This is a genomic window from Pseudoclavibacter terrae (assembly GCF_008831075.1).
GTDB lineage: Bacteria > Actinomycetota > Actinomycetes > Actinomycetales > Microbacteriaceae > Pseudoclavibacter > Pseudoclavibacter terrae.
In genome coordinates, this window is sequence record NZ_WBJX01000002.1 from 372,530 (window position 1) to 396,648 (window position 24,119).

The 24,119-nt window shown below is 66.7% G+C and carries 21 protein-coding genes; 14 read left to right on the forward strand and 7 right to left on the reverse strand.

Features of this window, described 5'->3' with window-relative positions; all coding sequences use genetic code 11:
* Positions 1 to 2: 2 nt before the first annotated feature.
* The 4 genes from dnaE to F8O03_RS08000 all read left to right on the forward strand — a co-directional run bounded on the left by dnaE (position 3) and on the right by F8O03_RS08000 (position 6,423).
* The gene (gene dnaE, locus F8O03_RS07985; RefSeq protein WP_151423402.1) at positions 3 to 3,512 is read left to right on the forward strand and encodes a DNA polymerase III subunit alpha; all 3,510 of its coding nucleotides are present in this window, start codon (positions 3 to 5) and stop codon (positions 3,510 to 3,512) included.
* 69 nt (positions 3,513 to 3,581) lie between these two features.
* Positions 3,582 to 4,886, forward strand: coding sequence for a histidinol dehydrogenase (gene hisD / locus F8O03_RS07990; protein ID WP_151423403.1), 1,305 nt, complete (start codon positions 3,582 to 3,584; stop codon positions 4,884 to 4,886).
* Entirely contained in the window at positions 4,886 to 5,395 is a 510-nt protein-coding gene (gene nrdR / locus F8O03_RS07995; protein ID WP_104252842.1) for a transcriptional regulator NrdR, read from the forward strand. The genes hisD and nrdR overlap by 1 nt, the downstream gene beginning before the upstream one ends.
* Positions 5,392 to 6,423, forward strand: a complete 1,032-nt coding sequence (locus F8O03_RS08000) for a quinone-dependent dihydroorotate dehydrogenase (RefSeq protein ID WP_151423404.1) — start codon at positions 5,392 to 5,394, stop codon at positions 6,421 to 6,423. Before nrdR ends, F8O03_RS08000 begins: the two co-directional genes overlap by 4 nt.
* A 171-nt stretch (positions 6,424 to 6,594) precedes the next feature.
* On the opposite strand, the gene F8O03_RS08005 is transcribed toward F8O03_RS08000, so the two are convergent.
* A complete protein-coding gene (locus tag F8O03_RS08005; protein WP_104252844.1) occupies positions 6,595 to 7,179 on the reverse strand; it encodes a DUF3043 domain-containing protein in 585 nt (194 codons plus the stop codon).
* A gap of 41 nt (positions 7,180 to 7,220) precedes the next feature.
* Here F8O03_RS08005 and F8O03_RS08010 point away from each other — a divergent pair, with 41 nt between their 5' ends.
* The 6 genes from F8O03_RS08010 (at position 7,221) to F8O03_RS08035 (ending at position 12,796) form a co-directional block, all read left to right on the forward strand.
* On the forward strand, positions 7,221 to 8,639 hold the full coding sequence (locus tag F8O03_RS08010; RefSeq protein WP_151423405.1) for a dipeptidase: 1,419 nt from the start codon (positions 7,221 to 7,223) through the stop codon (positions 8,637 to 8,639).
* Positions 8,640 to 8,739: 100 nt separating this feature from the next.
* Positions 8,740 to 9,105: a HesB/IscA family protein gene (locus F8O03_RS08015; protein WP_068476349.1), complete on the forward strand. Its 366-nt coding sequence runs from the start codon at positions 8,740 to 8,742 to the stop codon at positions 9,103 to 9,105.
* Positions 9,106 to 9,233: 128 nt separating this feature from the next.
* Positions 9,234 to 10,187, forward strand: a complete 954-nt coding sequence (gene ctaC / locus F8O03_RS08020; protein ID WP_104252846.1) for an aa3-type cytochrome oxidase subunit II — start codon at positions 9,234 to 9,236, stop codon at positions 10,185 to 10,187.
* 11 nt (positions 10,188 to 10,198) lie between these two features.
* Positions 10,199 to 11,920: an aa3-type cytochrome oxidase subunit I gene (gene ctaD, locus F8O03_RS08025; protein WP_104252847.1), complete on the forward strand. Its 1,722-nt coding sequence runs from the start codon at positions 10,199 to 10,201 to the stop codon at positions 11,918 to 11,920.
* A complete protein-coding gene (locus tag F8O03_RS08030; RefSeq protein WP_104252848.1) occupies positions 11,917 to 12,339 on the forward strand; it encodes a cytochrome c oxidase subunit 4 in 423 nt (140 codons plus the stop codon). Before ctaD ends, F8O03_RS08030 begins: the two co-directional genes overlap by 4 nt.
* Before the next feature lie 121 nt (positions 12,340 to 12,460).
* The gene (locus F8O03_RS08035; protein WP_151423406.1) at positions 12,461 to 12,796 is read left to right on the forward strand and encodes a hypothetical protein; all 336 of its coding nucleotides are present in this window, start codon (positions 12,461 to 12,463) and stop codon (positions 12,794 to 12,796) included.
* A 791-nt stretch (positions 12,797 to 13,587) separates the two neighbouring features.
* Here the strand turns inward: F8O03_RS08035 and qcrB are convergent.
* The 4 genes from qcrB to ctaE all read right to left on the reverse strand — a co-directional run bounded on the left by qcrB (position 13,588) and on the right by ctaE (position 17,816).
* Entirely contained in the window at positions 13,588 to 15,192 is a 1,605-nt protein-coding gene (gene qcrB, locus F8O03_RS08040; protein WP_151423407.1) for a cytochrome bc1 complex cytochrome b subunit, read from the reverse strand.
* Positions 15,176 to 16,255: a cytochrome bc1 complex Rieske iron-sulfur subunit gene (gene qcrA / locus F8O03_RS08045; protein ID WP_104252850.1), complete on the reverse strand. Its 1,080-nt coding sequence runs from the start codon at positions 16,253 to 16,255 to the stop codon at positions 15,176 to 15,178. Before qcrA ends, qcrB begins: the two co-directional genes overlap by 17 nt.
* A 72-nt stretch (positions 16,256 to 16,327) precedes the next feature.
* Complete coding sequence (gene qcrC / locus F8O03_RS08050; protein WP_104252851.1) at positions 16,328 to 17,161, reverse strand: cytochrome bc1 complex diheme cytochrome c subunit; 834 nt, start codon at positions 17,159 to 17,161, stop codon at positions 16,328 to 16,330.
* A gap of 22 nt (positions 17,162 to 17,183) precedes the next feature.
* The gene (gene ctaE / locus F8O03_RS08055) at positions 17,184 to 17,816 is read right to left on the reverse strand and encodes an aa3-type cytochrome oxidase subunit III (protein WP_211890514.1); all 633 of its coding nucleotides are present in this window, start codon (positions 17,814 to 17,816) and stop codon (positions 17,184 to 17,186) included.
* Positions 17,817 to 17,922: 106 nt separating this feature from the next.
* Between ctaE and trpD the strand changes: the two genes are divergently transcribed.
* Complete coding sequence (gene trpD, locus F8O03_RS08060; protein ID WP_104252853.1) at positions 17,923 to 18,981, forward strand: anthranilate phosphoribosyltransferase; 1,059 nt, start codon at positions 17,923 to 17,925, stop codon at positions 18,979 to 18,981.
* 88 nt (positions 18,982 to 19,069) lie between these two features.
* Here the strand turns inward: trpD and glpK are convergent, their stop codons facing one another.
* Both glpK and F8O03_RS08070 read right to left on the reverse strand, forming a co-directional pair.
* Positions 19,070 to 20,584 (reverse strand): glycerol kinase GlpK, encoded by a 1,515-nt coding sequence (gene glpK / locus F8O03_RS08065; RefSeq protein WP_151423408.1) that lies wholly within the window; start codon positions 20,582 to 20,584, stop codon positions 19,070 to 19,072.
* Between the two features lie 154 nt (positions 20,585 to 20,738).
* Entirely contained in the window at positions 20,739 to 21,524 is a 786-nt protein-coding gene (locus tag F8O03_RS08070) for an MIP/aquaporin family protein (protein ID WP_104252855.1), read from the reverse strand.
* Positions 21,525 to 21,712: 188 nt separating this feature from the next.
* Here F8O03_RS08070 and dhaK point away from each other — a divergent pair, with 188 nt between their 5' ends.
* The 3 genes from dhaK to dhaM are packed head-to-tail and all read left to right on the forward strand — an operon-like array spanning position 21,713 to position 24,072.
* Entirely contained in the window at positions 21,713 to 22,714 is a 1,002-nt protein-coding gene (gene dhaK, locus F8O03_RS08075) for a dihydroxyacetone kinase subunit DhaK (RefSeq protein ID WP_151423409.1), read from the forward strand.
* A gap of 3 nt (positions 22,715 to 22,717) precedes the next feature.
* Positions 22,718 to 23,350, forward strand: a complete 633-nt coding sequence (gene dhaL / locus F8O03_RS08080) for a dihydroxyacetone kinase subunit DhaL (protein ID WP_151423410.1) — start codon at positions 22,718 to 22,720, stop codon at positions 23,348 to 23,350.
* Positions 23,347 to 24,072 (forward strand): dihydroxyacetone kinase phosphoryl donor subunit DhaM, encoded by a 726-nt coding sequence (gene dhaM / locus F8O03_RS08085; protein WP_151423411.1) that lies wholly within the window; start codon positions 23,347 to 23,349, stop codon positions 24,070 to 24,072. The genes dhaL and dhaM overlap by 4 nt, the downstream gene beginning before the upstream one ends.
* The last annotated feature ends 47 nt before the right edge of the window (positions 24,073 to 24,119 follow it).

Here is a 24,119-nt window from a genome sequence, read left to right on the forward strand (position 1 = left end):
CATTGCCTTCAGCAGACTCGTTCGCCCACCTTCACGTCCACAGCGAGTACTCGATGCTCGATGGAGCGGCCCGGATCGGCGAACTCATGAAGGCCGCCGTCGAGCAGGGCATGCCGGCCGTGGCGATGACCGACCACGGGAATGTGTTCGGGGCGTACGAGTTCGCGAAGGCCGCGAAAGAGCACGGCATCAAGCCGATCATCGGTACCGAGGCGTACCTGACTCCGGGAACGCACCGCGGCGACCGCACTCGCGTGAAGTGGGGCAACGGCGGGGGAGACGACGTCTCCGGCTCCGGTGCCTACACGCACATCACGATGCTCAGCGAGACGACGCAGGGCATGCACAACCTCTTCCGCCTCTCCAGCCGGGCCTCCATGGAGGGGTACTACTTCAAGCCGCGCATGGACCGCGAGCTGCTCAACACGTACTCGAAGGGGCTCATCGCGACGACCGGATGCCCCTCAGGGGAGGTGCAGACGCGGCTTCGGCTCGGGCAGTACAACGAGGCGCGTGCGGCAGCCGCCGAGTTCCGCGACATCTTCGGGGCGGAGAACTACTTCTGCGAGATCATGGACCACGGCATCGACATCGAGCGCCGCGTCATGCCGGACCTGCTGAAGCTTGCCAAGGACCTCGGCCTTCCCCTGGTCGCGACCAACGACCTGCACTACACGCACTCCCACGACGCGGACAGCCACTCCGCGCTCCTGTGCGTGCAATCCGGGTCGACGATGGACGACCCGAACCGGTTCCAGTTCTCCGGCACCGGCTACTACCTGAAGTCGGCAGCCGAGATGCGAGCCATCTTCCGCGATCACCCTGAGGCGTGCGACAACACGCTGCTGATCGCCGAACGCTGCTCAGCCGAGTTCGACGAGAACGCGAACTACATGCCCCGCTTCCCCGTGCCGGAGGGGGAGACGGAGAGCACCTGGTTCATCAAGGAGATCGACGCGGGTCTCGACAAGCGGTACCCGGCCGGGGTCCCGAGCGACGTCCGCAAGCAGGCGGACTACGAGATCGGCGTCATCAACCAGATGGGCTTCCCGGGGTACTTCCTGGTCGTCGCCGACTTCATCAACTGGGCGAAGGACAACGGCATCCGCGTCGGGCCAGGTCGCGGTTCCGGTGCAGGGTCCATGGTGGCGTACGCCATGGGCATCACCGACCTCGACCCGCTGCGGCACGGCCTCATCTTCGAGCGCTTCCTCAACCCGGACCGAGTCTCGATGCCCGACTTCGACGTCGACTTCGATGATCGCCGCAGGTCGGAGGTCATCCGGTACGTCACCGAGAAGTACGGCTCGGAGCGCGTCGCCCAGATCGTCACCTACGGCACGATCAAGGCCAAGCAGGCGCTCAAGGATGCCTCGCGCGTGCTCGGATACCCGTTCTCGATGGGCGACCAGCTCACGAAGGCCATGCCTCCAGCCGTCATGGGCAAGGACATCCCCCTCAGCGGGATCTTCGACAAGGAGCACAAGCGCTACTCGGAGGCCGCCGAGATGCGCGCCTTCATCGAGAGCAACCCGGACGCGAAGAAGGTGTTCGACACCGCGAGCGGCCTCGAGAACCTGAAGCGCCAGTGGGGCGTGCACGCGGCCGGCGTCATCATGTCGAGCGACCCGCTCATCGACATCATCCCGATCATGAAGCGGGAGCAGGACGGCCAGATCGTCACCCAGTTCGACTATCCGGCGAGCGAGTCCCTCGGGCTCATCAAGATGGACTTCCTCGGACTGCGCAACCTCACCATCGTGAGCGACGCGGTGGTCAACATCAAGGCGAACCGCGGCATCGATCTCGTCCTCGAGGACCTCGAACTGGACGACGTCGGCGCCTACGAGCTGCTGACTCGGGGTGACACGCTCGGGGTCTTCCAGCTCGACGGTGGGCCCATGCGCTCCCTGCTGCGCCTCCTCAAGCCCGACAACTTCGAGGACATCTCCGCGGTCATCGCGCTGTACCGTCCCGGGCCGATGGGTGCCAACTCCCACATCAACTACGCGCTGCGCAAGAACGGCGAGCAGGAGATCACCCCGATTCACCCGCAACTCGAGGAGCCGCTCCAGGAGATCCTCTCGACCAGCTACGGCCTGATCATCTATCAGGAGCAGGTCATGGCCATCGCGCAGAAGGTCGCCGGATTCTCGCTCGGCCAGGCCGACATCCTTCGCCGCGCCATGGGCAAGAAGAAGAAGTCGGAGCTGGACAAGCAGTTCGCCGGCTTCCAGGGCGGAATGCACGCCAACGGGTACTCCGACGAAGCCGTGAAGATGCTCTGGGACATCCTGCTGCCGTTCTCCGACTACGCCTTCAACAAGGCACACTCGGCCGCCTACGGCGTCGTCTCCTACTGGACCGCGTATCTGAAGGCCCACTTCCCCGCCGAGTACATGGCGGCGCTGCTCACGAGCGTCGGCGACTCGCGCGACAAGCTGGCGATGTACCTCAACGAGTGCCGCCGCATGGGCATCACGGTGCTCGCCCCCGACGTCAACGAGTCCTTCGTCAACTTCACCGCGGTGGGGGAGGACATCCGCTTCGGTCTCGGCGCCGTGAGGAACGTGGGAGCGAACGTCGTCGAGGAGATCCAGAAGGCGCGCGAGTCGAAGACCGCGTTCGTCTCGTTCCATGACTTCCTGAAGAAGGTGCCGACGACGGTCGCCAACAAGCGCACCGTGGAGTCGCTCATCAAGGCCGGGGCCTTCGACTCCCTCGGCAACACTCGCCGCGCCCTCGTCGAGGTGCACGAGAACGCCATCGACGTCGCGGTCTCGCGCAAGCGGAACGAAGCGCACGGGCAGGTCGACCTCTTCGCGGGTCTCGACGAGTTCGAAGCCGAGGAGGACGACGTTCCCGTCCGCCCCGAGTTCAATCGCCGCGACAAGCTCGCCTTCGAACGGGACATGCTCGGGCTCTACGTCTCCGACCACCCGCTTGCGGGGCTCGAGCGAGAGCTCGCGAAGCTCGCCACCACGAGCATCCTCGATCTGACCCAGGCCGAGCACCTGGAGGACGGGCAGCAGGTCACGATCGCCGGTCTCATCACGAGCGTGCAGCATCGGGTGGCCCGGAACTCGGGCAATCCCTACGGGATGATCGAGGTCGAGGACTTCGGCGGCACCATGACCGTCATGTTCATGGGCAAGACGTACCAGGAGTTCCAGACGCAGCTCCAAGGCGATGTCATCGTGGCCGTCAAGGGTCGCGTGTCGAAGCGAGACGACGGCATGAACCTGCACGCGCAGGGCCTCACGCTGCCGAAGATCGCAGCGGCCGAGGACGCGGGCACGCTCACGCTCACCATCCCGGACACTCGGGCGACGGAGCCGGTGGTGGATGCACTCGGCAAGGTGCTCCGCCGGCATTCGGGCGAGAGCGAGGTCCGGCTCAGGCTGCGCACCCCCGGGGTCGTGCGCCGCTTCGAGCTCCCTCACCGGGTGCGCATCACGCAGGACCTGTACGGGGAGCTGAAGGCGCTGCTCGGCCCGAGCTGCCTCGAGTAGCGGGCGGCAGGGCCGCTCCGCTCACGAGGCGACGGTGCTCGCTCGCCGCTTGACTACGATGGAGACACCATGATGCAACTCATCGATCTGCGTGGTTCTGCGCTCAGCGCCTCCGAGCTTCGGAACATCCTCCCTCGTGCCGAGCTGGACGTCGGGCGTGCCCTTGGCACGGCTGCCGAGCTCATCTCGGCCGTCCGCGACGATGGAGCCACCGCGCTCCGTGAGCAGGCGGTGCGCCTCGACGGTGTCGATCCACCGCACCTGCGGGTCCCGCAGGAAGCGATCGACGAAGCGACGGCGCGTCTCGAACCCCGGGTGCGTGCTGGCCTGGAGGCCATGATCGCGCGTGTTCGTGCTGGTTCGGCCGCCCAGGTCCCCGACCCAAGGGTCACGACGCTCGGTGACGGCGCCGTCGTCGAGCTCCGGTGGCACCCCGTGGCGCGTGTCGGCCTCTACGTGCCTGGTGGGAAAGCCGTCTACCCATCGAGCGTCGTCATGAACGTCTGCGCCGCGATGGCGGCGGGCGTCTCCTCGATCGCGATCGCCTCGCCGCCGCAGCGGGACTTCGGTGGGGGCGTGCACCCCACGATCCTGGGTGCAGCTGGGCTCCTCGGCGTCACAGAGGTCTACGCCATGGGCGGGGCGGGCGCCATCGGCGCGCTGGCGCACGGCGTCTCCGACATCGGCCTCGAACCGGTCGAGGTCATCACCGGCCCGGGCAACGTGTACGTCGCCGCAGCGAAGCGCATCGTGCAGTCGTTCGTCGGCATCGACTCCGAGGCGGGCCCGACGGAGATCCTCGTGATCGCAGACGACTCCGCAGACGCTGACCACGTCGCCGCGGACCTCGTGAGTCAGGCCGAGCACGACGAGCTCGCGTCGGCGCTCCTCGTCACCCCCGACGCGGACTGGGCGAGGCGTGTGCTCGAGCGCGTCGAGGTCAGAGCGGCAGCGACCAAGCACGCCGAGCGCGTGCGCGTCTCCCTCGGCGGACGCCAGTCCGCCGTCATCCTCGTCGACGACCTCGCCGCGGCAGCCAGGGTGTCGAACGCCTACGCGCCCGAGCACCTCGAGGTGCAGACTCGTGAGCCAGAGGCGGTGCTCGCGATGCTCCACAATGCTGGAGCCATCTTCATGGGCGCCAACTCGCCCGTGAGCCTCGGCGACTACCTCGCCGGCTCCAACCACGTGCTGCCGACGGGCGGCCAGGCGGCGCACACGCCCGGTCTCGGCGCGCACACGTTCCTCCGCCCGCAGCAGATCATCCGATACGACCGGGAAGCCCTGCGCGCCGTGAGCGAGCACGTCGTGGCGCTCGCAGACGCCGAGGACCTGCCGGCGCACGGTGAAGCAGTGACGGCGAGGTTCAGCTGATGCACTGCCCGTTCTGCCGCCACCCGGACTCACGGGTCATCGACTCGCGAACCAGCGACGACGGTTTCGCGATCCGTCGAAGGAGGCAGTGCCCGGAATGCGGGCGCCGATTCTCCACGACCGAGACGGCGAGCCTCACGGTCATCAAGCGCAACGGCGTTGTCGAGTCGTTCTCACGCGACAAGGTCGTGGCCGGTGTCCGCAAAGCCTGCCAGGGGCGACCCGTGACCGACACCGACCTGGCGCTCCTCGCGCAGCGCGTGGAAGAGAGCATCCGCGCGACCGGGGCCTCGCAGATCGAAGCCAACGACATCGGCCTGGCCATCCTGCCACCGCTGCGTGAGCTGGACGACGTCGCCTACCTCCGGTTCGCGAGCGTCTACCAGGGCTTCGCCGGCCTCGATGACTTCCGGGCCGCCATCGATCGGATGCACGAGGACGGCATCAGAGCGCAGTACGCCACCGAGACCGCCGACGGCGAGTCGACCGTCAAGGGGGAGACCCGATGAGCGCCGCCTACCGTCTGCTGTTCCGTCACGTCCTGTCGAAGATGGATCCGGAACGCGCGCACGCCTTCGCGTCCGGGGTCATCAGGGCGCTTGGTCGACGCGGCCCGGCTGCGCTGATCTCTCCGTTCGGTGCGCCTGCCGAATCGCTTGCCGTCGAGGCGATGGGCCTCCGCTTCGCGTCGCCGTTCGGCCTCGCGGCTGGCTTCGACAAGAACGCCGAGGACATCGACGGCCTCGCTGCGCTGGGCTTCGGCCACGTCGAGGTCGGCACCGTCACGCCCCGCCCGCAGCCAGGCAACCCAGGGCCGCGGCTCTTCCGACTCGTCGCCGACGGCGCGCTCATCAACCGCATGGGCTTCAACAACCGCGGTGCCGAGCTCGCAGCCGCCAACATCGCGGCTCGTCGCAACCGCTCCGTCATCGTCGGCGTCAACATCGGCAAGAACAAGACGACCGAGGCCGACGACGCGCACCTCGACTACGCGGCCGCCGCCACGGCCGTCAAGGATGTCGCAGACTATCTCGTCGTGAACGTCTCCTCGCCGAACACCCCGGGGCTACGCAGTCTGCAGTCCCTCGAGTCCCTGACGCCGATCCTGCGCGCGGCCCGAGACGCCGCACCAGGCGTTCCTCTGCTCGTCAAGATCGCCCCTGATCTCGACGATGACGAGATCAGAGAGGTCACGCAGCTCGCCATCGACGAGGGTCTGGCCGGCATCATCGCGGCCAACACGACGATCTCGCGCACGGGCTTGCGCACGTCCGCCCGCGTCGTGGAGGCGTTCGGCGCTGGAGGCCTCTCCGGTCGTCCGCTCACCGAGCGCTCACGCGAGGTCCTGCGGGTCGTCAAGGAGACGTCCGGGGACAGGCTGTGCATCATCTCCGTCGGAGGGGTCACGGACGCGGCCGAGGCTCGCCGACGCCTCGACGCAGGCGCAACGCTCGTCCAGGGCTACACCGAGTTCCTCTACTCGGGTCCCACATGGGCGGCCAGCATCAATCGGGGACTCGCCCGCCTCGCGCGCTGATCGACGCTTCCGCGCGAAGGTCTCATTTTGGGCACCATCTCGGATTCCCAGCCGCCTGACACCTTCTGGCCACCCCGCGGGTCTACATTGTGAAACAGCGAAGGCCCGAGCGGAATACCGTTCGGGCCTTCGAGTTTCTCTGACGCGAGCCAGTCGTGCTCCGGGGGATGACTACTTGCCGGTGAACTCGATCTTCGCGCCGCGCTTGACCTGCGACTTGGGCATGCGCATGACTCGCAGCTGCAGGCAGCGGGCGATCGTACCGATCATGATGCCCTTCTCGACCTTGTCCTTGCCGACGACCGCGGCGATGCGACGCTTGATCATGTTGGCGACCATCACGGCCTCGAGGATACACACGGCGAGGAACGCCCAGATGAAGCTCATCGCCCAGATGCCGACGGACTGGCTCGGGATGAACGTCGCGAAGATCACGAGGAACATCATCGGCAGGAGGAGCTCGCCGATCGAGTACCTCGCGTCGATGTAGTTGCGCATGAAGCGCTTCTGCGGACCGCGCTCGGTCGGACGGAGGTAGCGGTCGTCGCCCTTGGCGAGCCCCTCACGTGCCTTGGCCTGCTCGATTCGGACCTTCGCCTGCATCTCGCGCTTGGCCTGCTTGCGGTCCTCAGGGACGAGGGGACGCAGGTTCTGCGCTTCGCGCTCGCGCCTCGTGGGGGTCGGCTGCTGCTTCTTCGCCGGAGACTTCGCGGGAAGCGATGCTGTCTCGGCGCTCTTGGACTCGTGCTTCGACATGATGCCTCTCAAGAACTCTGGTGTGATTTAGCCTAACCGCTATGACTCTCCCCGAAGCCCCACTCGATGCACACGATCAGGAACAGCGACTCCTCGACGCGGTCGAGGACCGCTTTCCCGCCACGATCGCCCGACTTTCCGGCCTCGTCCGCATCCCGTCCGTCTCCTGGGACGCCTTCGACCGAGTGCACGTGCAGCGCAGCGCCGAACGCACGGCAGAGCTGCTGCGCGAGCTCGAGCTGTTCGATGCCGTCGAGATCGAGGGCGTCGAGACGTCCGACGGCTACGCGGGCCAGCCTGCCGTGATCGCGACGAGACAGGCCGAGCCTGGGCAGCCCACCGTCCTCCTCTACGCGCACCACGACGTGCAACCCCAGGGGAGTGCCGACGACTGGCGGACCCCGCCGTTCGAGCCGACCCTCCGCGACGGTCGCCTCTACGGACGCGGTGCGAGTGACGACAAGGCGGGAGTCATGACGCATATCGCGGCTCTCGAGGCGCTCGGCACGGCCACGTCCGGGAGGCCCAGGATCGGGCTCTCCGTGTTCATCGAGGGCGAGGAGGAGAACGGTTCCCGCAGCTTCTCGGACTTCCTCGCCAAGCACAGGGCAGCGCTCGGCGCCGACGCGATCATCGTCGCCGACAGCGACAACCCCTCGACGACGACTCCCGGACTGACCGTCTCCCTCCGCGGCAACGTGACCATGAAGGTCACCGTTCGAACGCTCGGGCACGCCTCCCACTCCGGAATGCTCGGGGGTGCCGTGCCGGATGCGATGCTCGCGGCCGTCCGTCTGCTCGACACGCTCTGGGATGCGGACGGCGCGGTCGCCGTCGCAGGCCTCGGCACGCGCAGCGGGGGACTCGCAGGCGGGGACGAGGCGGACATCCGGCGCGACGCGGAACTCCTCGACGGGGTCACGACGATCGGTCGGGGGAGTGTTCACGACCGCCTCTGGAACCAGCCCGCCATCACGATCACCGGCATCGACGCGCCGAGCGTCGCTGAAGCGTCCAACACGCTCCTGCCCGTCGTGTCGGTCCGCCTCTCGGCCCGCATCGCCCCAGGCGACGACGCAGTCGAGGCGTACGCGGCACTCGAGCGCCACCTGACCGAGCACGCCCCCTTCGGAGCGCACATCGAGATCACCCAGCCAGACGTCGGGCAGCCGTTCCTCGTCGACACCGCGGGACCCGCGGTCGGCCTCATGAAGTCCGCGATGCGCGATGGGTGGGGTGCGGACCCCGCCGAGACGGGCATCGGCGGGTCGATCCCATTCATCGCCGCGCTCGCCGAGGTGTACCCGGACGCCGAGATCCTCGTGACCGGAGTGGAGGACCCGGCCACGATGGCGCACAGCCCCAATGAGTCGCAGGACCTCGGCGTGCTGCGTCGCGCGATCTCGGCAGAGGGGCTCTTCCTCCTGCGCTTCGCGCGGCCGGATACCGACATCAGCTGATGCGATTCCGGCTGAGGAGGAATACCCTGGAGCCATACGCCGTTACTGAGGTGAAGAGCGCGGGAGCAGGTCGTCCCGCCCAGCAGCACGAGGAGAATCCATGAGCGCAGTTCTTGAAGGCATCACCGTGAGCGAGGCCACGCACTCCGTGACCCTGACCCAGGCGGCCCTTGACAAGATCAAGAACCTGATCGGCCAGGAGAGCGAGGGCGGCCTGCGGCTGCGCATCGCCGTCCAGCCAGGGGGATGCTCCGGCCTGATCTACCAGCTGTTCTTCGACGAGCGCATCCTCGACGGCGACGCGACGGTCGACTTCGATGGCGTGGAAGTCATCGTCGATCCGATGAGCGTTCCCTACCTTGACAACGCGAAGATCGACTTCGAGGACACGATCCAGAAGCAGGGCTTCACGATCGACAACCCGAGTGCGCAGGGTTCCTGTGCTTGTGGCGACTCCTTCCACTGACTCGACACGCGGGGCCCACCCTCGCGACACACCCGAAACGGCGCGGTCTCCGACCGCGCCGTTTTGTCGTCCCCGCGCGCCCCGGGTCATCGACCCTTCCGATTCGCACTAGACTGACAGCAACCTGTATGCGTCACCTCGAAAGGTTTGCCGTGCGAGACACCCGCCGCGTGAAGTGGTTCGCCGCTCCGATTGCAGCAGCCCTGATTCTGATCCTGGCTGGCTGCACGTCGCAAGAACTACGGGGCTACATGCCCGGTGACCCCGGTGTCACCAACCATTCCGACGCCTTCACGAACTTCTGGGTGAACTCCTGGATCATCCTCCTCGTCGTGGGAGGGATCACCTGGGGTCTCATCATCTGGGCGTCAGTTCTGTTCCGCCGCCGCAAGGGCGAGAAGGGCCTGCCGGCGCAGCTGCGCTACCACATGCCCATCGAGATCCTCTTCACCGTGGTCCCGGTCATCCTCGTCGCCGGCTTCTTCGCCTTCACCGTGCGCGAGGAGGCCCCGGTCGTCTCCAACTTCGCCGAAGAAGAGCAGGACGTCAAGATCGAGGTCTACGGCAAGCAGTGGGCCTGGGACTTCAACTACCTGCCCACGAGCAACACCGAGTACGACTCCGGTGTCTACTACGAGGGCATCCAGGCGCAGGAGATCCGCGAGCCGTCCGAGGGCGGCGAGCGTGGCGCCGCCACCGGGGAGATCGACGAGGCTGCACTGCCGAAGCTCGTCCTCCCGGTCGGCGCGAACGTCACGCTCGACATCAAGTCGCGCGACGTCATCCACTCCTTCTGGATCGTCGACTTCCACTACAAGATCGACAACATCCCTGGCCACACCAACACCATGTCGTTCGTGCCAGAACGTGAAGGCACGTACATGGGCAAGTGCGCCGAGCTCTGCGGCGAGTACCACTCGATGATGCTCTTCCAGGTCGAGGTCGTCTCGCAGGCCGAGTACAACGCCTACATCGCCGAGCTTCGCGCGGCGGGCAACGTCGGCTCCCACGGAGACGACTACAACCGCAACCAGAACCTTCCGGGCACTGATGTTCCCGAGTTCAACCACGAGTCGGAATAGGGGCGACGAATATGACGTCAACGCTGAACCGTCCAGGCATCACCCCGGTCTCTGAGGCGACCACCGCCCCCAGCAGCTCAGTCGAGCGCAAGGGCAATGTCCTCGTTTCCTGGATCACCTCGACGGACCACAAGACCATCGGGTACATGTACCTGATCTCCAGCTTCGTCTGGTTCTGCATCGGTGGTGTGATGGCGCTGGTCATCCGCACCCAGCTCTTCGAGCCGGGCATGGAGATCATCGACACCAAAGAGCAGTACAACCAGCTCTTCACCATGCACGGCACGATCATGCTGCTCATGTTCGGGACGCCGCTGTTCTCCGGATTCGCGAACGTGCTCGTGCCCCTTCAGATCGGCACGGCCGACGTCGCCTTCCCGCGACTCAACGCCTTCGCCTTCTGGCTCTTCACCTTCGGCGCGCTCATCGCCGTCGGCGGCTTCCTCACGCCGGGAGGTGCGGCATCCTTCGGCTGGACGGCCTACGTCCCCTTGTCGACGACCACCTATTCCCCTGGCGTCGGAGGCAATCTCTGGGTGGCGGGGCTCGCGGCGACCGGCTTCGCGACGATCTTCGGTGCAGTCAACTTCATCACGACGATCATCACGATGCGCGCGCCTGGCATGACGATGTGGCGCATGCCGATCTTCACCTGGAACGCGATGATCACGTCCATCCTCGTGCTGTTCGCCTTCCCCGTCCTCGCGGCTGCGTGGTTCGGCCTCCTCATGGACCGCGTATTCCTCACGCACATCTACGACGTCGAGGCCGGTGGTGCGATCCTCTATCAGCACCTGTTCTGGTTCTTCGGCCATCCAGAGGTCTACGTGCTCGCCCTGCCGTTCTTCGGCATCGTCTCCGAGATCTTCCCGGCCTTCAGCAGGAAGCCGATCTTCGGCTACAAGACCCTCGTGTACGCGACGATCGCGATCGCCGCCCTGTCAGCGTCCGTGTGGGCGCACCACATGTACGTGACCGGTACCGTGCTGCTGCCGTTCTTCGCGCTCATGACGATGCTGATCGCCGTGCCGACCGGAGTGAAGATCTTCAACTGGATCGGCACCCTCTGGCGGGGATCCGTGACGTTCGAGACCCCCATGCTGTTCTCGCTGGGCTTCCTCGTCACGTTCGTCTTCGGCGGTCTGACCGGTGTCATCCTGGCCTCGCCGATGCTCGACTTCCACGTGTCCGACACCTACTTCGTCGTGGCGCACTTCCACTACGTGGTCTTCGGAACGATCGTGTTCGCGATGTTCGCCGGCGCCTTCTTCTGGTGGCCGAAGTGGACCGGCAAGATGCTCAACGAGCGCCTCGGCAAGATCCAGTTCTGGTTGCTGTTCATCGGCTTCCACATGACGTTCCTCATCCAGCACTGGCTCGGCGTGATGGGCATGCCGCGCAGGTACGCCACGTACCAGCCCGAGGACAACTTCACGTGGATGAACCAGCTGTCCACGATCGGCGCGTTCGTGCTCGCCATCTCGCTGCTGCCGTTCTTCCTGAACATCTTCATCACGGCGCGCAACGCGCCGAAGGTCACGGTCGACGACCCGTGGGGCTACGGCTCCTCGCTCGAGTGGGCGACCAGCTGCCCGCCGCCGCGACACAACTTCACGTCCATCCCGCGCATCCGCTCGGAGCGCCCCGCGTTCGACCTCAACCACCCCGAGGTCGCACCACACGGATACCGTGACCTGACGCCCGTCAACGACAAGATCGGAGAACGAGAGTGAAGACCTCAGCCCGCCTCCTCTGGGTCCTCGCCGTCTTCTACGCGGTTGTGACCGTCATCTACGTCCTCTGGACTCGTGCGGCCCTCGGGCACTACGAGTGGGTCGGCATCGTCGCACTGGCGCTCTCTGGTCTGTTCGTGGCGTTCGTCGCGTTCTACCTGGGCAGCTCAGCGAAGCCGTTCCGTGTGCACGTCCTCCCTGAGGACCGTCTCGACGGAGAGATCGCCGACGCCGACCCCGAGCTCGGGTTCTTCCCGCCGCAGAGCTGGTGGCCGTTCGTGCTGGCGCTCGCCGTGGGACTGATCTTCCTCGGCCTGTCGATCGGCGGATGGTGGTTCGCGTACTTCGCGGCGCCGCTGTTCATCATCGCGATCGTCGGCTGGGTGTTCGAGTACTACCGCGGACGCTACGCCCACTAGGCACGTCCGAAGGCTTCTGGCCCGCCCCTCTCACGAGGGGCGGGCCATTTGCATGCGGCGGATCGGTGCGTGCTGCGCTCGGTGCGTGCGCGGCCGGCCGGGTGGTCCCTCAAGGCCGGGGATGCGTGATCACGTGCTGGTGCTGCTGCTGGTGCTGGCCCCAGGGCGGGGCCGGGGCGACATGGGCCTGGTGTGGGCCTTGTACGCCGGAGGCTCCTCGCTTCGTGAGTCGCTCGGCAGGCGGCACATCCCCGCGGGCGCCGGTCATCTCGCTGCGCAGAAGGGGCTGCGCGAGACGATGACGATCGGCAGTGTACGCGTGCATGGCGTCGGCTCGGCCCATCACGAGTCATCGGCGGGCCACACGCACGTGCGCTGGGGTCTCCGCGACCCGAGGCACGAGGAGGAGGGAGACAGTCGCTCATCGTCCGAGGGCCGCAGACTTCGCTCAGTGTGACCACGCGCGTCTCGGCCTGGAGGATCGGCGCGGAGGATCGGCGCGGACGCGCGGGTTCAGACGAGCTGAACTCCTCGCTAGTGATGATGCGTAGTCCTGGACCCCACCGACGCCGTACGAAGAACGTCGTATTCGCTCCCTGCAGGGGCCGAGCGCTGGACCACGTGGCGAGAACAAGCACTGTCCCGCTCTGCACGCTGTGGCGCCTGTATGGCTTGTCGACACCACTGCTGCGCGAGCCCGGGTGTTCGAGATCCAGTAGTCCTCAGCGGCTGCGTGCGCGTCGATGACACGCGCCTGCTCGACAGTGTGAAGACTTGAGAGGTCTGATACCTGCCGGCGTCGCAGTCGACCGCCCAGACGAGCGGGTCTCGTCACGCGACACCGGCGGGGGACGACAGCGCACACTCCGTGTGGACCGCCGCGAGTCGGGGCCCAACGCACACCCCAGGACCACGGCTCCTCCCCGCGCGTGGCGCGGTCGAGACGCAGCCCAACCCGGCGCAGCGCCGGCCCGGCAACCGGGGGAGCAGTTGCGGTTCTCATCTGCTCGGAGAGACGACCACAAGTGGGCCCGGGGACGCTGAACCATCGTCCCCGGTCGTTTCCGCCCGCAGGGTGGGACCTGCAACGGGCGCACTGCAGCGCCTCGCTGATCGCACCCATCCACCCATCGTTCGCGATCCTGAGGCTGCTCGACGGCCGGGACGAGAATGGGGCTGCCAGACCGCTTGCGCGGATCTGACAGCCCCATCTGCAACCCAGGAGGGCCGCCGCGACCTGCCTACGACCTAGTGGTGGCCGTGGTGTGCCTGCTCGAGCTCGCCCTTGGCGACGGGCTCGACACGGTCCTCGAAGAACCACCGCGACAGAGCGGCACGCACTCGCATGGGCGCCGTGATCTTCCCATCCGCGTTCGGACGGAGCATGATCGGTGCCTGCTCGTTGTAGGAGACCAGCTCCCAGCGGTCGTACTTGTCGAGGGGAACTTCGACTTCCACGAACTCGCCGTGGGGAAGTCGGAGCACGCGGCCCGACTCGACACCGTGGAGTGCGAGCGAACGGTCGCGCTTCTGCAGGCCAATGCAGATTCGCTTCGTCGCGATGTACGCGATGATCGGTCCGAGGATGAGCATCACCTGGAGGAAGTGGATGACGTGTTCCATGGCGAGGTGGAAGTGCGTCGCCATGAGGTCCGAGCTGGCTGCCGCCCACATGACCGCGTAGAACGTGACGCCGGCGGCACCGATAGCGGTGCGGGTCGGCGCGTTGCGCGGACGGTCGAGCAGGTGGTGCTCGCGCTTGTCACCCGTGATCCAGGCCTCGATGAAGGGGTACACGATGACCAGCACGATGAAGATGCCGATGACGATCAGCGGTGTGAGGATCGCGAACGACCACGTGTGGTTGAACCAGTACACCTCCCAGCCCGGTGGGATGAGGCGGAGCATTCCGTCGGCGAACCCGATGTACCAGTCAGGCTGAGTTCCAGCTGACACGGGGGACGGGTCGTACGGGCCGTAGTTCCACACCGGGTTGATCGAGAAGAACGACGCGATGAGGAAGATGAGGCCGAAGATGAGGAAGAAGAACCCTCCAGCCTTCCCCGCGAAGACCGGGAGGACCGGGTTTCCGACGACGTTGCCGTTCGTGCGGCCGGGTCCAGGCCACTGGGTGTGCTTGTTGATCACCATGAGGGCAAGGTGCAGCGCGATGAACAGGATGACCATCGCGGGCAGGATCATGATGTGCAGCGAGTAGAGACGGCCGACGATCTCGGTGCCGGGGAACTCGCCGCCGAAGAACAGGAACGAGACCCACGTTCCGACGAGCGGGATGCCCTTCATGATGCCGTCGATGATGCGCAGGCCGTTGCCGGAGAGCAGGTCGTCGGGAAGCGAGTAGCCCGTGAAGCCCTCAGCCATCGCGAGGATGAAGAGCACGAAGCCGACGACCCAGTTGAGCTCACGGGGCTTGCGGAACGCGCCGGTGAAGAAGACGCGCAGCATGTGCAGGCCGATTGAGGCCACGAACAGCAGGGCCGCCCAGTGGTGCACCTGGCGCATGAGGAGGCCACCGCGGATGTCGAACGAGATGTCGAGCGTGGAGGCCATCGCGGCCGACATGCCCATGCCCTTGAGCGGCAGGTAGGAGCCTTCATATTCGACGTGCGCCATCGACGGGTCGAAGAAGAACGTCAGGAACGTGCCGGAGAGCAGGATGACGACGAAGCTGTAGAGCGCGATCTCGCCGAGCATGAAGGACCAGTGGTCCGGGAAGATCTTGCGGCCGAACTCCTTGACCGCACCCGAGATCGTGGTGCGCTCGTCGAGGTAGTTGGCGGCGCCGGCGATGAAGCCGCCTTCGCGGACCGGAGCTTTATACGTTGTAGTCATGGCGTCGCTCCCAGAAGCTCGGTCCGACAGGTTCGGTGAAGTCGCTCTGCGCGATCAGGTAGCCCTCGTCGTCGACGGCGATCGGCAGCTGCGGGAGCGGACGACCAGCGGGTCCGAAGATGACCTCGCAGTGGTTCTTGACGTCGAACTGCGACTGGTGGCAGGGGCAGAGCAGGTGGTGCGTCTGCTGCTCGTACAGAGCAACAGGGCAGCCGACGTGCGTGCAGACCTTGGAGTAGGCGACGATGCCGTCGTACGACCAGCCTGCACGGTCTTCGCGCTCGTTGAGCTGGTCTGCGGGGAGACGCATCAGAAGGACGACGGCCTTGGCCTTCTCCTCGAGCAGGTGGTGCTCGAGGTCGATGAGGCCGTCCGGGATCACGTGGAACGCGGAGCCGTACGTGACGTCGGCCGCGCGGATCGGGGTGCCCGTAGGGTCGCGGACGAGACGCGTTCCTTCTTCCCACATGGTGTGCGAGAGGGACTCGACCGGGTCCGGGTTGTTTCCGTTGTAGAGGTCACGGAAGAGGACGATGCCTGGAAGCGGCATGGCGACGAGCGCACCGATGAGCGAGTTGCGGAACAGCTTGCGGCGGCTGAAGCCGGATTCCTCGTTGGCCTGCGCGAAGATTTCGACTGCACGCGAGCGCGTCGCGGGCGAGCCCTTGCCCGGGTGGCGTGCTTCTGCCATCTCGTGGTCGGCCATGAGGTACTTCGACCAGGCGACCGTGCCGATGCCGATGGCGAGCATTGCGAGGGCGATGCCGATGCCGAGGAACATGTTGTTCGCACGTACCGTGGAGATGTCCTCGCGGCTGATCGGCCACACGAAGTAGGCGACGACAGCGAAGATGCTGGCGAGCGCCGAAAAGACGAAGAGCGCGACGAGGAGGCGCTCGGTGCGCTTCGCCTGTGCGGGGTCTACGTCGGTGATCCGGTCGCGGTGCGCCGGCATGCCAGGGTTCTCGAAGCCGTCCTTGGGAAGGATCGCGGTCCCGATGTGAGGCGCCCGCTCCGACGAAGGAGCAGTGCGAAGCTCTCCGCCGTGTTCGCCATCAGCCATGGTGATCCCTTTCTGGGTGTGTCTGTTCAGCTGCAGTATGTCTTGGATGCCTGTGCCAGGCCTCAGCCGGCACTAGTTCGGTCGAGTGGCGATCCAGACCGCCATGGCGACGCCGGCACCGATGCCGAAGATCCAGATGAAGAGGCCTTCGGAGACGGGTCCGAGCGAGCCGAGGCTGTTGCCGCCGATCGTGCCGGTGACCTCGGTCTGCCAGCGGATGGCCGTGATGATGTCGGCCTTGTCCTGGGGGGTGAGGTTCGCGTCGTTGAACACGGGCATGTTCTGCGGACCGGTGATCATGGCCTCGTAGAGGTGCACCGGCTCGACGGTCATGAGCTCGGGAGCGAACTTGCCCTCGGTCAGGGCACCGCCCGCGCCGGCCACGTTGTGGCACATGGCGCAGTTGATGCGGAAGAGCTCCGCTCCTCGTGCCGCGTCGCCGTCGGCCTGCAGGTACTGCTCGTCGGGGACAGCGGGGCCCGGGGCCAGCGATGCCACGTAGTCGGCGAGGTCGCTGATGCCCTGCTCGTCGAACTGGACGGGCTTCGCGGGCGCCTGGGCGGCGTTCGCCTGCATCGGCATGCGTCCGGTGCCGACCTGGAAGTCGACGGCGGCCGCTCCGACGCCGATGAGGCTCGGCCCGTTCTCGGTGCCGGCGGCGTTCATGCCGTGGCAGGTAGCGCAGTTCGCGCCGAAGAGCGCAGCGCCGTTCTCGATGTCGCTCGCCGCGGCGGGGGCGGCACCCTGTGCTGCGGCTGCCGTCGTGGCGGAGTCGATCGCCGTGTACGCGCCTCCGGTGAGGAGGAGGCCGGCTCCGAGGAGTGCGGCGGTGGCGAGGGGGGTGCGGCGGCGTGCCGTCTTGCGGGTCGCCGTCTTCGCAGTCCGTGGTTTGGTCGTTCGGAACATTTGGGTGTTCTCCAGGATCGGGCTACGAGAAGTAGGGCAGCAGGTAGATGACGAAGAAGAGCGCAACCCAGACCACGTCGACGAAGTGCCAGTAGTAGGAGATGCCCAGCGCGCTGCTGACCTCACGGGTGCCCATGCGCCTGGCCGAGTACATGCGGCCGATGACGAGGAGGAACGTGACGAGTCCGCCGGTCACGTGCAGGCCGTGGAAGCCGGTCGTCATGTAGAAGGCGCTCGTGTACGCGTTGAGGTTGAGGACGTAGCCCTCGCTGACGAGCGTGGCGTACTCCCAGACCTGGCCCGCGACGAAGATGCCGCCGAGGAGGACCGTGAGGTAGAACCATTCGATGGCACCCCAGTGCTTGGGGCTCTTGCCGGTCGCACGCGCCTGCTCGCGCTCGGCCGCGAACGTGCCGAACTGGCACGTGAACGACGAGCTCACGAGGATGAGCGTGTTGATGGTCGCGAAGGGGACGTTCAGCACGCTGTGGCCTTCGGCGAACTGCTCCGGCGCCATCGAGCGCAGGGTGAAGAAGATCGCGAAGAGCCCAGCGAAGAACATCACTTCGCTACCGAGCCAAACGATGACGCCGATGGCAGTCGTATTGGGGCGATGGACCGTGTGCACGGCCTGAGCGGAGGTTGCAGCAGTCACCTGACCATTATGACCGATTTCCCAGGCTCCCGAGACAAGGCGGCCCCGACCGGCGGGTCGCGTCCGATTAGGTGTGCCTGGGTGGTGGACGACTATCGTTTCCTGCATGACTTCGACCGAGACCTGGCCCGGACTGCTCGAGAAGCTGCTTGGCGGTGAGGACCTGAGCGTCGCGCAGGCGACGTGGGCGATGCGCCAGGTGATGGCGGGTGAGGTGAGCGAGGCTCGGCTCGCGGCGTTCCTCGTGGCGCTCCGTGCGAAGGGGGAGACGGTCGAGGAGGTCGTCGGCTTCCGGGATGCGATCCTCGAGCACGCGGTGCCCCTCGATGTGCCTCCGATGGCGCTCGACATCGTCGGCACCGGTGGAGACATGGTCGGAACCGTCAACGTGTCGACCATGTCGTCCATGGTCTGCGCCGGTGCCGGGGTGCCGGTCGTGAAGCACGGTGGCGGTGCGTCCAGCGCGAAGTCGGGTTCGAGCGACGTCCTCTCGGCGCTCGGCGCCGTGCACACGGCCGACCCGGTCCGCGTGAAGCGGATCTTCGAGGAGGTCGGCCTGACGTTCGTGTACGCGGCGCAGTTCCATCCCGGATTCGGGCACGCGCGCAAGGTGCGCGGCGAGCTCGGGGTCCCCACCGTGTTCAACCTTCTCGGCCCGCTCACGAATCCCGCACGACCGGAGGCGTCGGCGGTCGGCGTGGCGCGCCAGGCGGCCATCCCTCTCATCACGGGCGTGTTCCGCACGCGTGGTGCGACGGCACTCGTGTTCCGAGGCGACGACGGGCTCGACGAGCTGAGCGTCACGGGATACAGCCACATCTGGGAGGTCTCGAACGGCGCGATCACGGAGCACGACCTCCACCCGCGCGATGTCGGCCTCGGCACGTACGACATGCACGAGCTCCTCGGCGGCATGCCAGAGGAGAACGCTGGGATCGCCCGCGACGTCCTGTCCGGGAAGCGGCACGGTGCCGTCCGTGACATCGTGCTGCTCAACGCCGCCGCTGGCCTCGTCGCCTACGACCTCGCCCAGAATCCCGAGGCGGCGGAGCGGCCCCTTCGGGAGCGGCTGTCGGCCAGGATCGTGGACGCAGCGGCGAGCATCGACAGCGGGCGGGCGATCGAGACGCTCGACGCATGGGTCGCCGCGACACGCTCCGCCTGACCCGACGAGGCTCAGGACCACTGAGAACGGCCGAGGCCCTCAGCAGATGCTGCTGAGGGCCTCGGCCGTGTCGTCTGTGCCTCGTGGACTACGAGACGTCCTCATCGACCCAGTCGAGGGTCTTCGAGACGGCCTTCTTCCAGTTGCGGTAGAGACGCTCGCGCTCTTCTTCCGGCATCTGCGGGGTCCAGCGCTTGTCCTCCTGCCAGTTGGCGGAGACCTCGTCGAGGTCCTTCCAGAACCCGACTGCGAGACCGGCCGCGTAGGCGGCGCCGAGCGCCGTGGTCTCCGTGACGACAGGGCGAACGACGTCGGTGTTGAGGATGTCGGCCTGGAACTGCATGAGCGTGTCGTTGGCGACCATGCCGCCGTCGACCTTGAGCTCGGCGAGTGGCACACCGGAGTCGGCGTTCGACGCCTCGAGGACGTCGCGCGTCTGGTATGCCGTGGACTCGAGAGCCGCTCGCGCGATGTGGTTCTTGTTCACGAAGCGCGTCAGGCCGACGATGGCGCCGCGTGCATCCGGTCGCCAGTACGGCGCGAAGAGGCCCGAGAACGCGGGGACGATGTACGTTCCGCCGTTGTCCTCGACCTTGCTCGCCAGTTCTTCGATCTCCGGGGCCGAGTTGATGAGCCCCAGGTTGTCGCGCAGCCACTGCACCAGCGAGCCGGTCACGGCGATGGAGCCCTCGAGTGCGTAGACGGGAGCCGCGTCGCCGAGCTTGTAGCAGAGCGTCGTGAGGAGGCCGTTCTCGGACTTCACGATCTTCTCGCCGGTGTTGTAGATGAGGAAGGATCCAGTGCCGTACGTGTTCTTGGCCTCACCCGACGTGAAGGCCGTCTGCCCGAACGTCGCCGCCTGCTGGTCGCCGAGGATGCCGGAGATCGGCACCTCGCGGAGGAGCGACTGCGTGCTCGCGTGGCCGTAGATCTCGGACGATGACTTGATCTCGGGGAGCATCGAGGCCGGAACGCCGAAGGCGTCCAGGATCGACTGGTCCCAGGCGAGCGTCTCGAGGTCCATGAAGAGCGTCCGGGAGGCATTCGTGACGTCGGTGACGTGCACTCCGCCGTTGACGCCGCCCGTCAGATTCCACAGGACCCAGCTGTCGGTCGTGCCGAAGATGAGGTCGCCCGCCTCGGCCCGCTCTCGCGCTCCTTCGACGTTCTCGAGGATCCAGACGATCTTGGTGCCGGAGAAGTAGGTGGCGAGGGGGAGACCGACGGTGTCCTTGAAGCGCTCGACTCCGCCGTCGGCGGCCAGGCGGTCCACGATGGCCTGAGTGCGGGTGTCCTGCCAGACGATGGCGTTGTAGACCGGCTCGCCCGTGGTCTTGTCCCAGACCACGGCCGTCTCGCGCTGGTTCGTGATTCCGATCGTGGCGATGTCGTGGCGAGTGATGTTCGCCTTCGAGAGCGCCTGGCCGATGACCTCTCGCGTGTTGTTCCAGATCTCCTTCGGGTCGTGCTCGACCCAGCCGGCCTGCGGGAAGATCTGCTCGTGCTCGAGCTGACCCGTGGACACGATCGACCCGGAGTGGTCGAAGACGATGGCTCGAGAGGAGGTGGTGCCCTGGTCGATGGCGATGACGTACTTGCTCACGGAATGACTCCCTTGTCAGAGATGGTGATGTGCCAGTGGTGGTGACAGCGATGCCGGCCTGGCGCGAGCATCGCGGGTGGTGTCATGCAGACAGTTTCGGGGCCGGATCTGTGAGGAGTCCGGCCCCGAGGTCGTGTCGGTGTGCTCGTGGGTGCTAGGCGGTGACGCCGGGGAGGATCGCGGTGCCGACAAGACCCGCGAGGATGCCGCCGATGATCGGACCGACGATCGGAACCCACGAGTAGCTCCAGTCGCTGCCGCCCTTGCCCTTGATGGGGAGGAAGGCGTGCGCGAGGCGGGGTCCGAGGTCACGGGCTGGGTTGATGGCGTACCCCGTGGGGCCACCGAGGCTCGCGCCGATGGAGACGACGACGATCGCGACGGCGAGCGGCGCGAGGTTGCCGAGGCTCGTCGAGTCCGGGGCGGTCGATCCGAGGTCGCTGCCGAGGATGCCCGGGAAGTTCGTGAAGGCGATGACGGCGAGGACGAGGACGAATGTCGCGATGATCTCCGTCACGGTGTTCCAGCCGAGGCTGCGCTTCGCCGGTCCGGTGGCGAACACGGCGAGTTTGGAGGCCGGGTCGGGCTCGTCGTCGAAGTGCAGCTTGTAGGCGAGCCATACGATGACCGCACCGAGGATGGCACCGATCAGCTGCGCCAGGATGCGCAGGCCGATCTCTCCTCCGTCGATCGGGTCGCCGTTCACGAGGCTGTTGGCCGCGAGGCCCAGCGTCACTGCTGGGTTGAGCTGGCCGCCGGAAGCCGCAGAGGAGAGCACGCCGATGAAGACGGCGAAGCCCCAGCCGAAGTTGATGAGGAGCCAGCCGCCGCCGTTGCCCTTCGTGCCCTTGAGGACGACGTTGGCGACGACACCGCAACCGAGGAGGACGAGCACTGCGGTGCCCACCAGCTCGGCCAAGAAGATCGATCCTAGATCCACGGGATTGCCTTTCTGGGAAGTTCGATACGGGCGAGCCCGTGCCGCGATTGAGCGGTTCTTCACCCTAGGCACAGGGCGCACTAACACGCGCGTGTTACGCGGGAATTTCCCCGAATTGTGACAACCCCTCGGCACTAGGCTGGGTCTGGTTGCAATGCTGCCGCCAACATCTCGTCGAGAGGATGATCGTGAAGAAGCTGATCAACGATCCGAAGGACGTTGTCAAAGAGGCCCTGGAAGGCATGGCGCTGGCACACGCGGATATTCTCCGGCTTGCCCCGGAGCCCGCTTTCCTGGTCCGAGCCGATGCGCCGGTCGAGGGCAAGGTCGGCATCGTGTCCGGCGGTGGATCGGGACATGAGCCGATGCACGGGGGGCTGGTCGGGTTCGGGATGCTCGATGCCGCGGTTCCAGGACCGGTGTTCACCTCCCCGACGCCAGACCCCATCCTCGAGGCCACGAAGGCCGTCGACTCCGGCCGCGGGGTCCTCCACATCGTCAAGAACTACACCGGCGACGTCCTCAACTTCGAGACGGCCTCCGATCTCGCGCTGGCCGAGGAGATCGAGGTGCGGAGCGTCATCGTCGATGACGACGTCGCCGTGAAGGACTCCCTCTACACGGCTGGCCGCCGGGGAGTCGCGGGGACCGTGCTCGTCGAGAAGATCGCTGGCGCCTCGGCTGAGCGCGGCGACGACCTCGACACCGTCGCGGGATTGGCTGAGAAGGTCAACGCCAACGCCCGCTCGATGGGCGTCGCCCTCTCTGCGTGCACGGTTCCGCACGCCGGGGAGCCGAGTTTCGACCTGGGGGAGGATGAGATCGAGATCGGCATCGGCATTCACGGCGAACCCGGACGCGCGCGAATCGCGATCGAGCCTGCGGATGCGATTGTCGACCGTCTGCTCGCTCCGATTCTGGAAGATCTTCCTTTCGCGTCGGGAGACGATGTTCTTCTCTTTGTGAACGGAATGGGCGGTACACCCGAAATCGAGTTGTACATCGTGTTCCGGAGGGCGGCAGAGGTGCTCAGGGAACGAGGAATCACGGTGACTCGCCATCTCGTGGGGAACTTCACGACATCGCTGGAGATGCAGGGCTGCTCGATCACCGTGCTGAGACTCGACGACGAACTGACTGAATTATGGGATGCGCCCGTCCACACGGCGGCGCTCCGATGGGGAAGGTAGAACATGGCACTCGACGGAAACTGGGCTCGCAGATGGGTGGAGCTCGCCGCGGCCTCCATGGCTGAGAACCGGACTGAGCTGATCCATCTCGACAGGAACATCGGCGACGGGGACCACGGCGAGAACATGGACCGCGGATTCCAGGCGGCGCTCGGGAAGCTGCCGTCGCTGGAGGAGGGCGCCTCACCCGCCGATGTCCTGAAGCTCCTCGCGACGACGCTCATCTCGACCGTCGGGGGAGCGGCCGGGCCGCTCTACGGGACGGCCTTCCTCAAGGGGGCCGTCGCGTTGAAGGGCAAGGCGGAACTCGAGCCGGGAGACGTCGCGGCGTTCGTCGAGGCGGCCTCGGCTGGGCTCCAGCAGCGCGGCAAGGCGCAGCCGGGGGACAAGACCATGGTCGACGCGTGGGCCCCCGCCGCCTCCGCGGCGGAGAAGGCTGCTGGCGCGGGCGAGGATGCGGTTGCCGTGCTGCGCGCCGCAGCGTTCGCCGCCGTCGAAGGAGCCGCGGCCACCGAACCGCTCGTGGCGAGGAAGGGGAGGGCGAGCTACCTGGGGGAGCGGAGTGCTGGGCACCGCGACCCCGGTGCGCAGTCGACGGCCTACCTCCTCGGCGCAGCCGTCGAGGCGGCCTCGTGACCGTCGGCATCGTCGTCGCGTCGCACTCCGCGCGCATCGCCGAGGGGATCGTGGAGCTGGCCGGTCAGATGGCGCAGGACGTCGCGATCATCGCGGCGGGCGGCACGGACGACGGTCGTGTCGGGACGAGCTTCGACCTGATCGAGAGCGCGGTCGCGCGGGCGCAGTCCGGGGACGGCGTCGCTGTCTTCACGGACCTCGGCTCCGCGGTCATGACCGCGGAGACCGTCCTTGAGATGCTCGACGAGGACGCCGGCGAGGTGCGGCTGGTCGACGCCCCCATCGTCGAGGGCTGCGTCGCTGCGGCCGTCGCCGCGGCGGGTGGCGCCGCCCTGGGGGAGGTCGTCGCCGCAGGCGAATCAGCGTGGCGGCGCGACGGCGACGCGTCGCCGGACCCCGGCCAGGACTCCTCGAGCGGCACCGCTGCAGAGCGCGCGGCCGATGCTCTGCCAGCTGCCGCGTCACCGGATGCGAGCGCCCGCGTCACGATCGTCAACGAGCAGGGGCTCCACGCGAGGCCGGCGGCTCAGCTCGTCGCCGCAGCCGCGAAGTTCGAGGCGGAGATCACGATCGGCGGGGCCGATGCGGACAGCCTCCTGCGCATCATCTCGCTCGGGGCGTCCCAGGGGCAGGAGATCGAGGTCACCGCGACCGGTCGGGACGCGGACCAGGCCGTGCGCGAACTCGCCGAGCTCATCAGCTCCGGCTTCGGCGAAGCCTGACGATCACGCAACCGCGGAACGCGGTACCGGCGCGGAGGAGAAGTTTC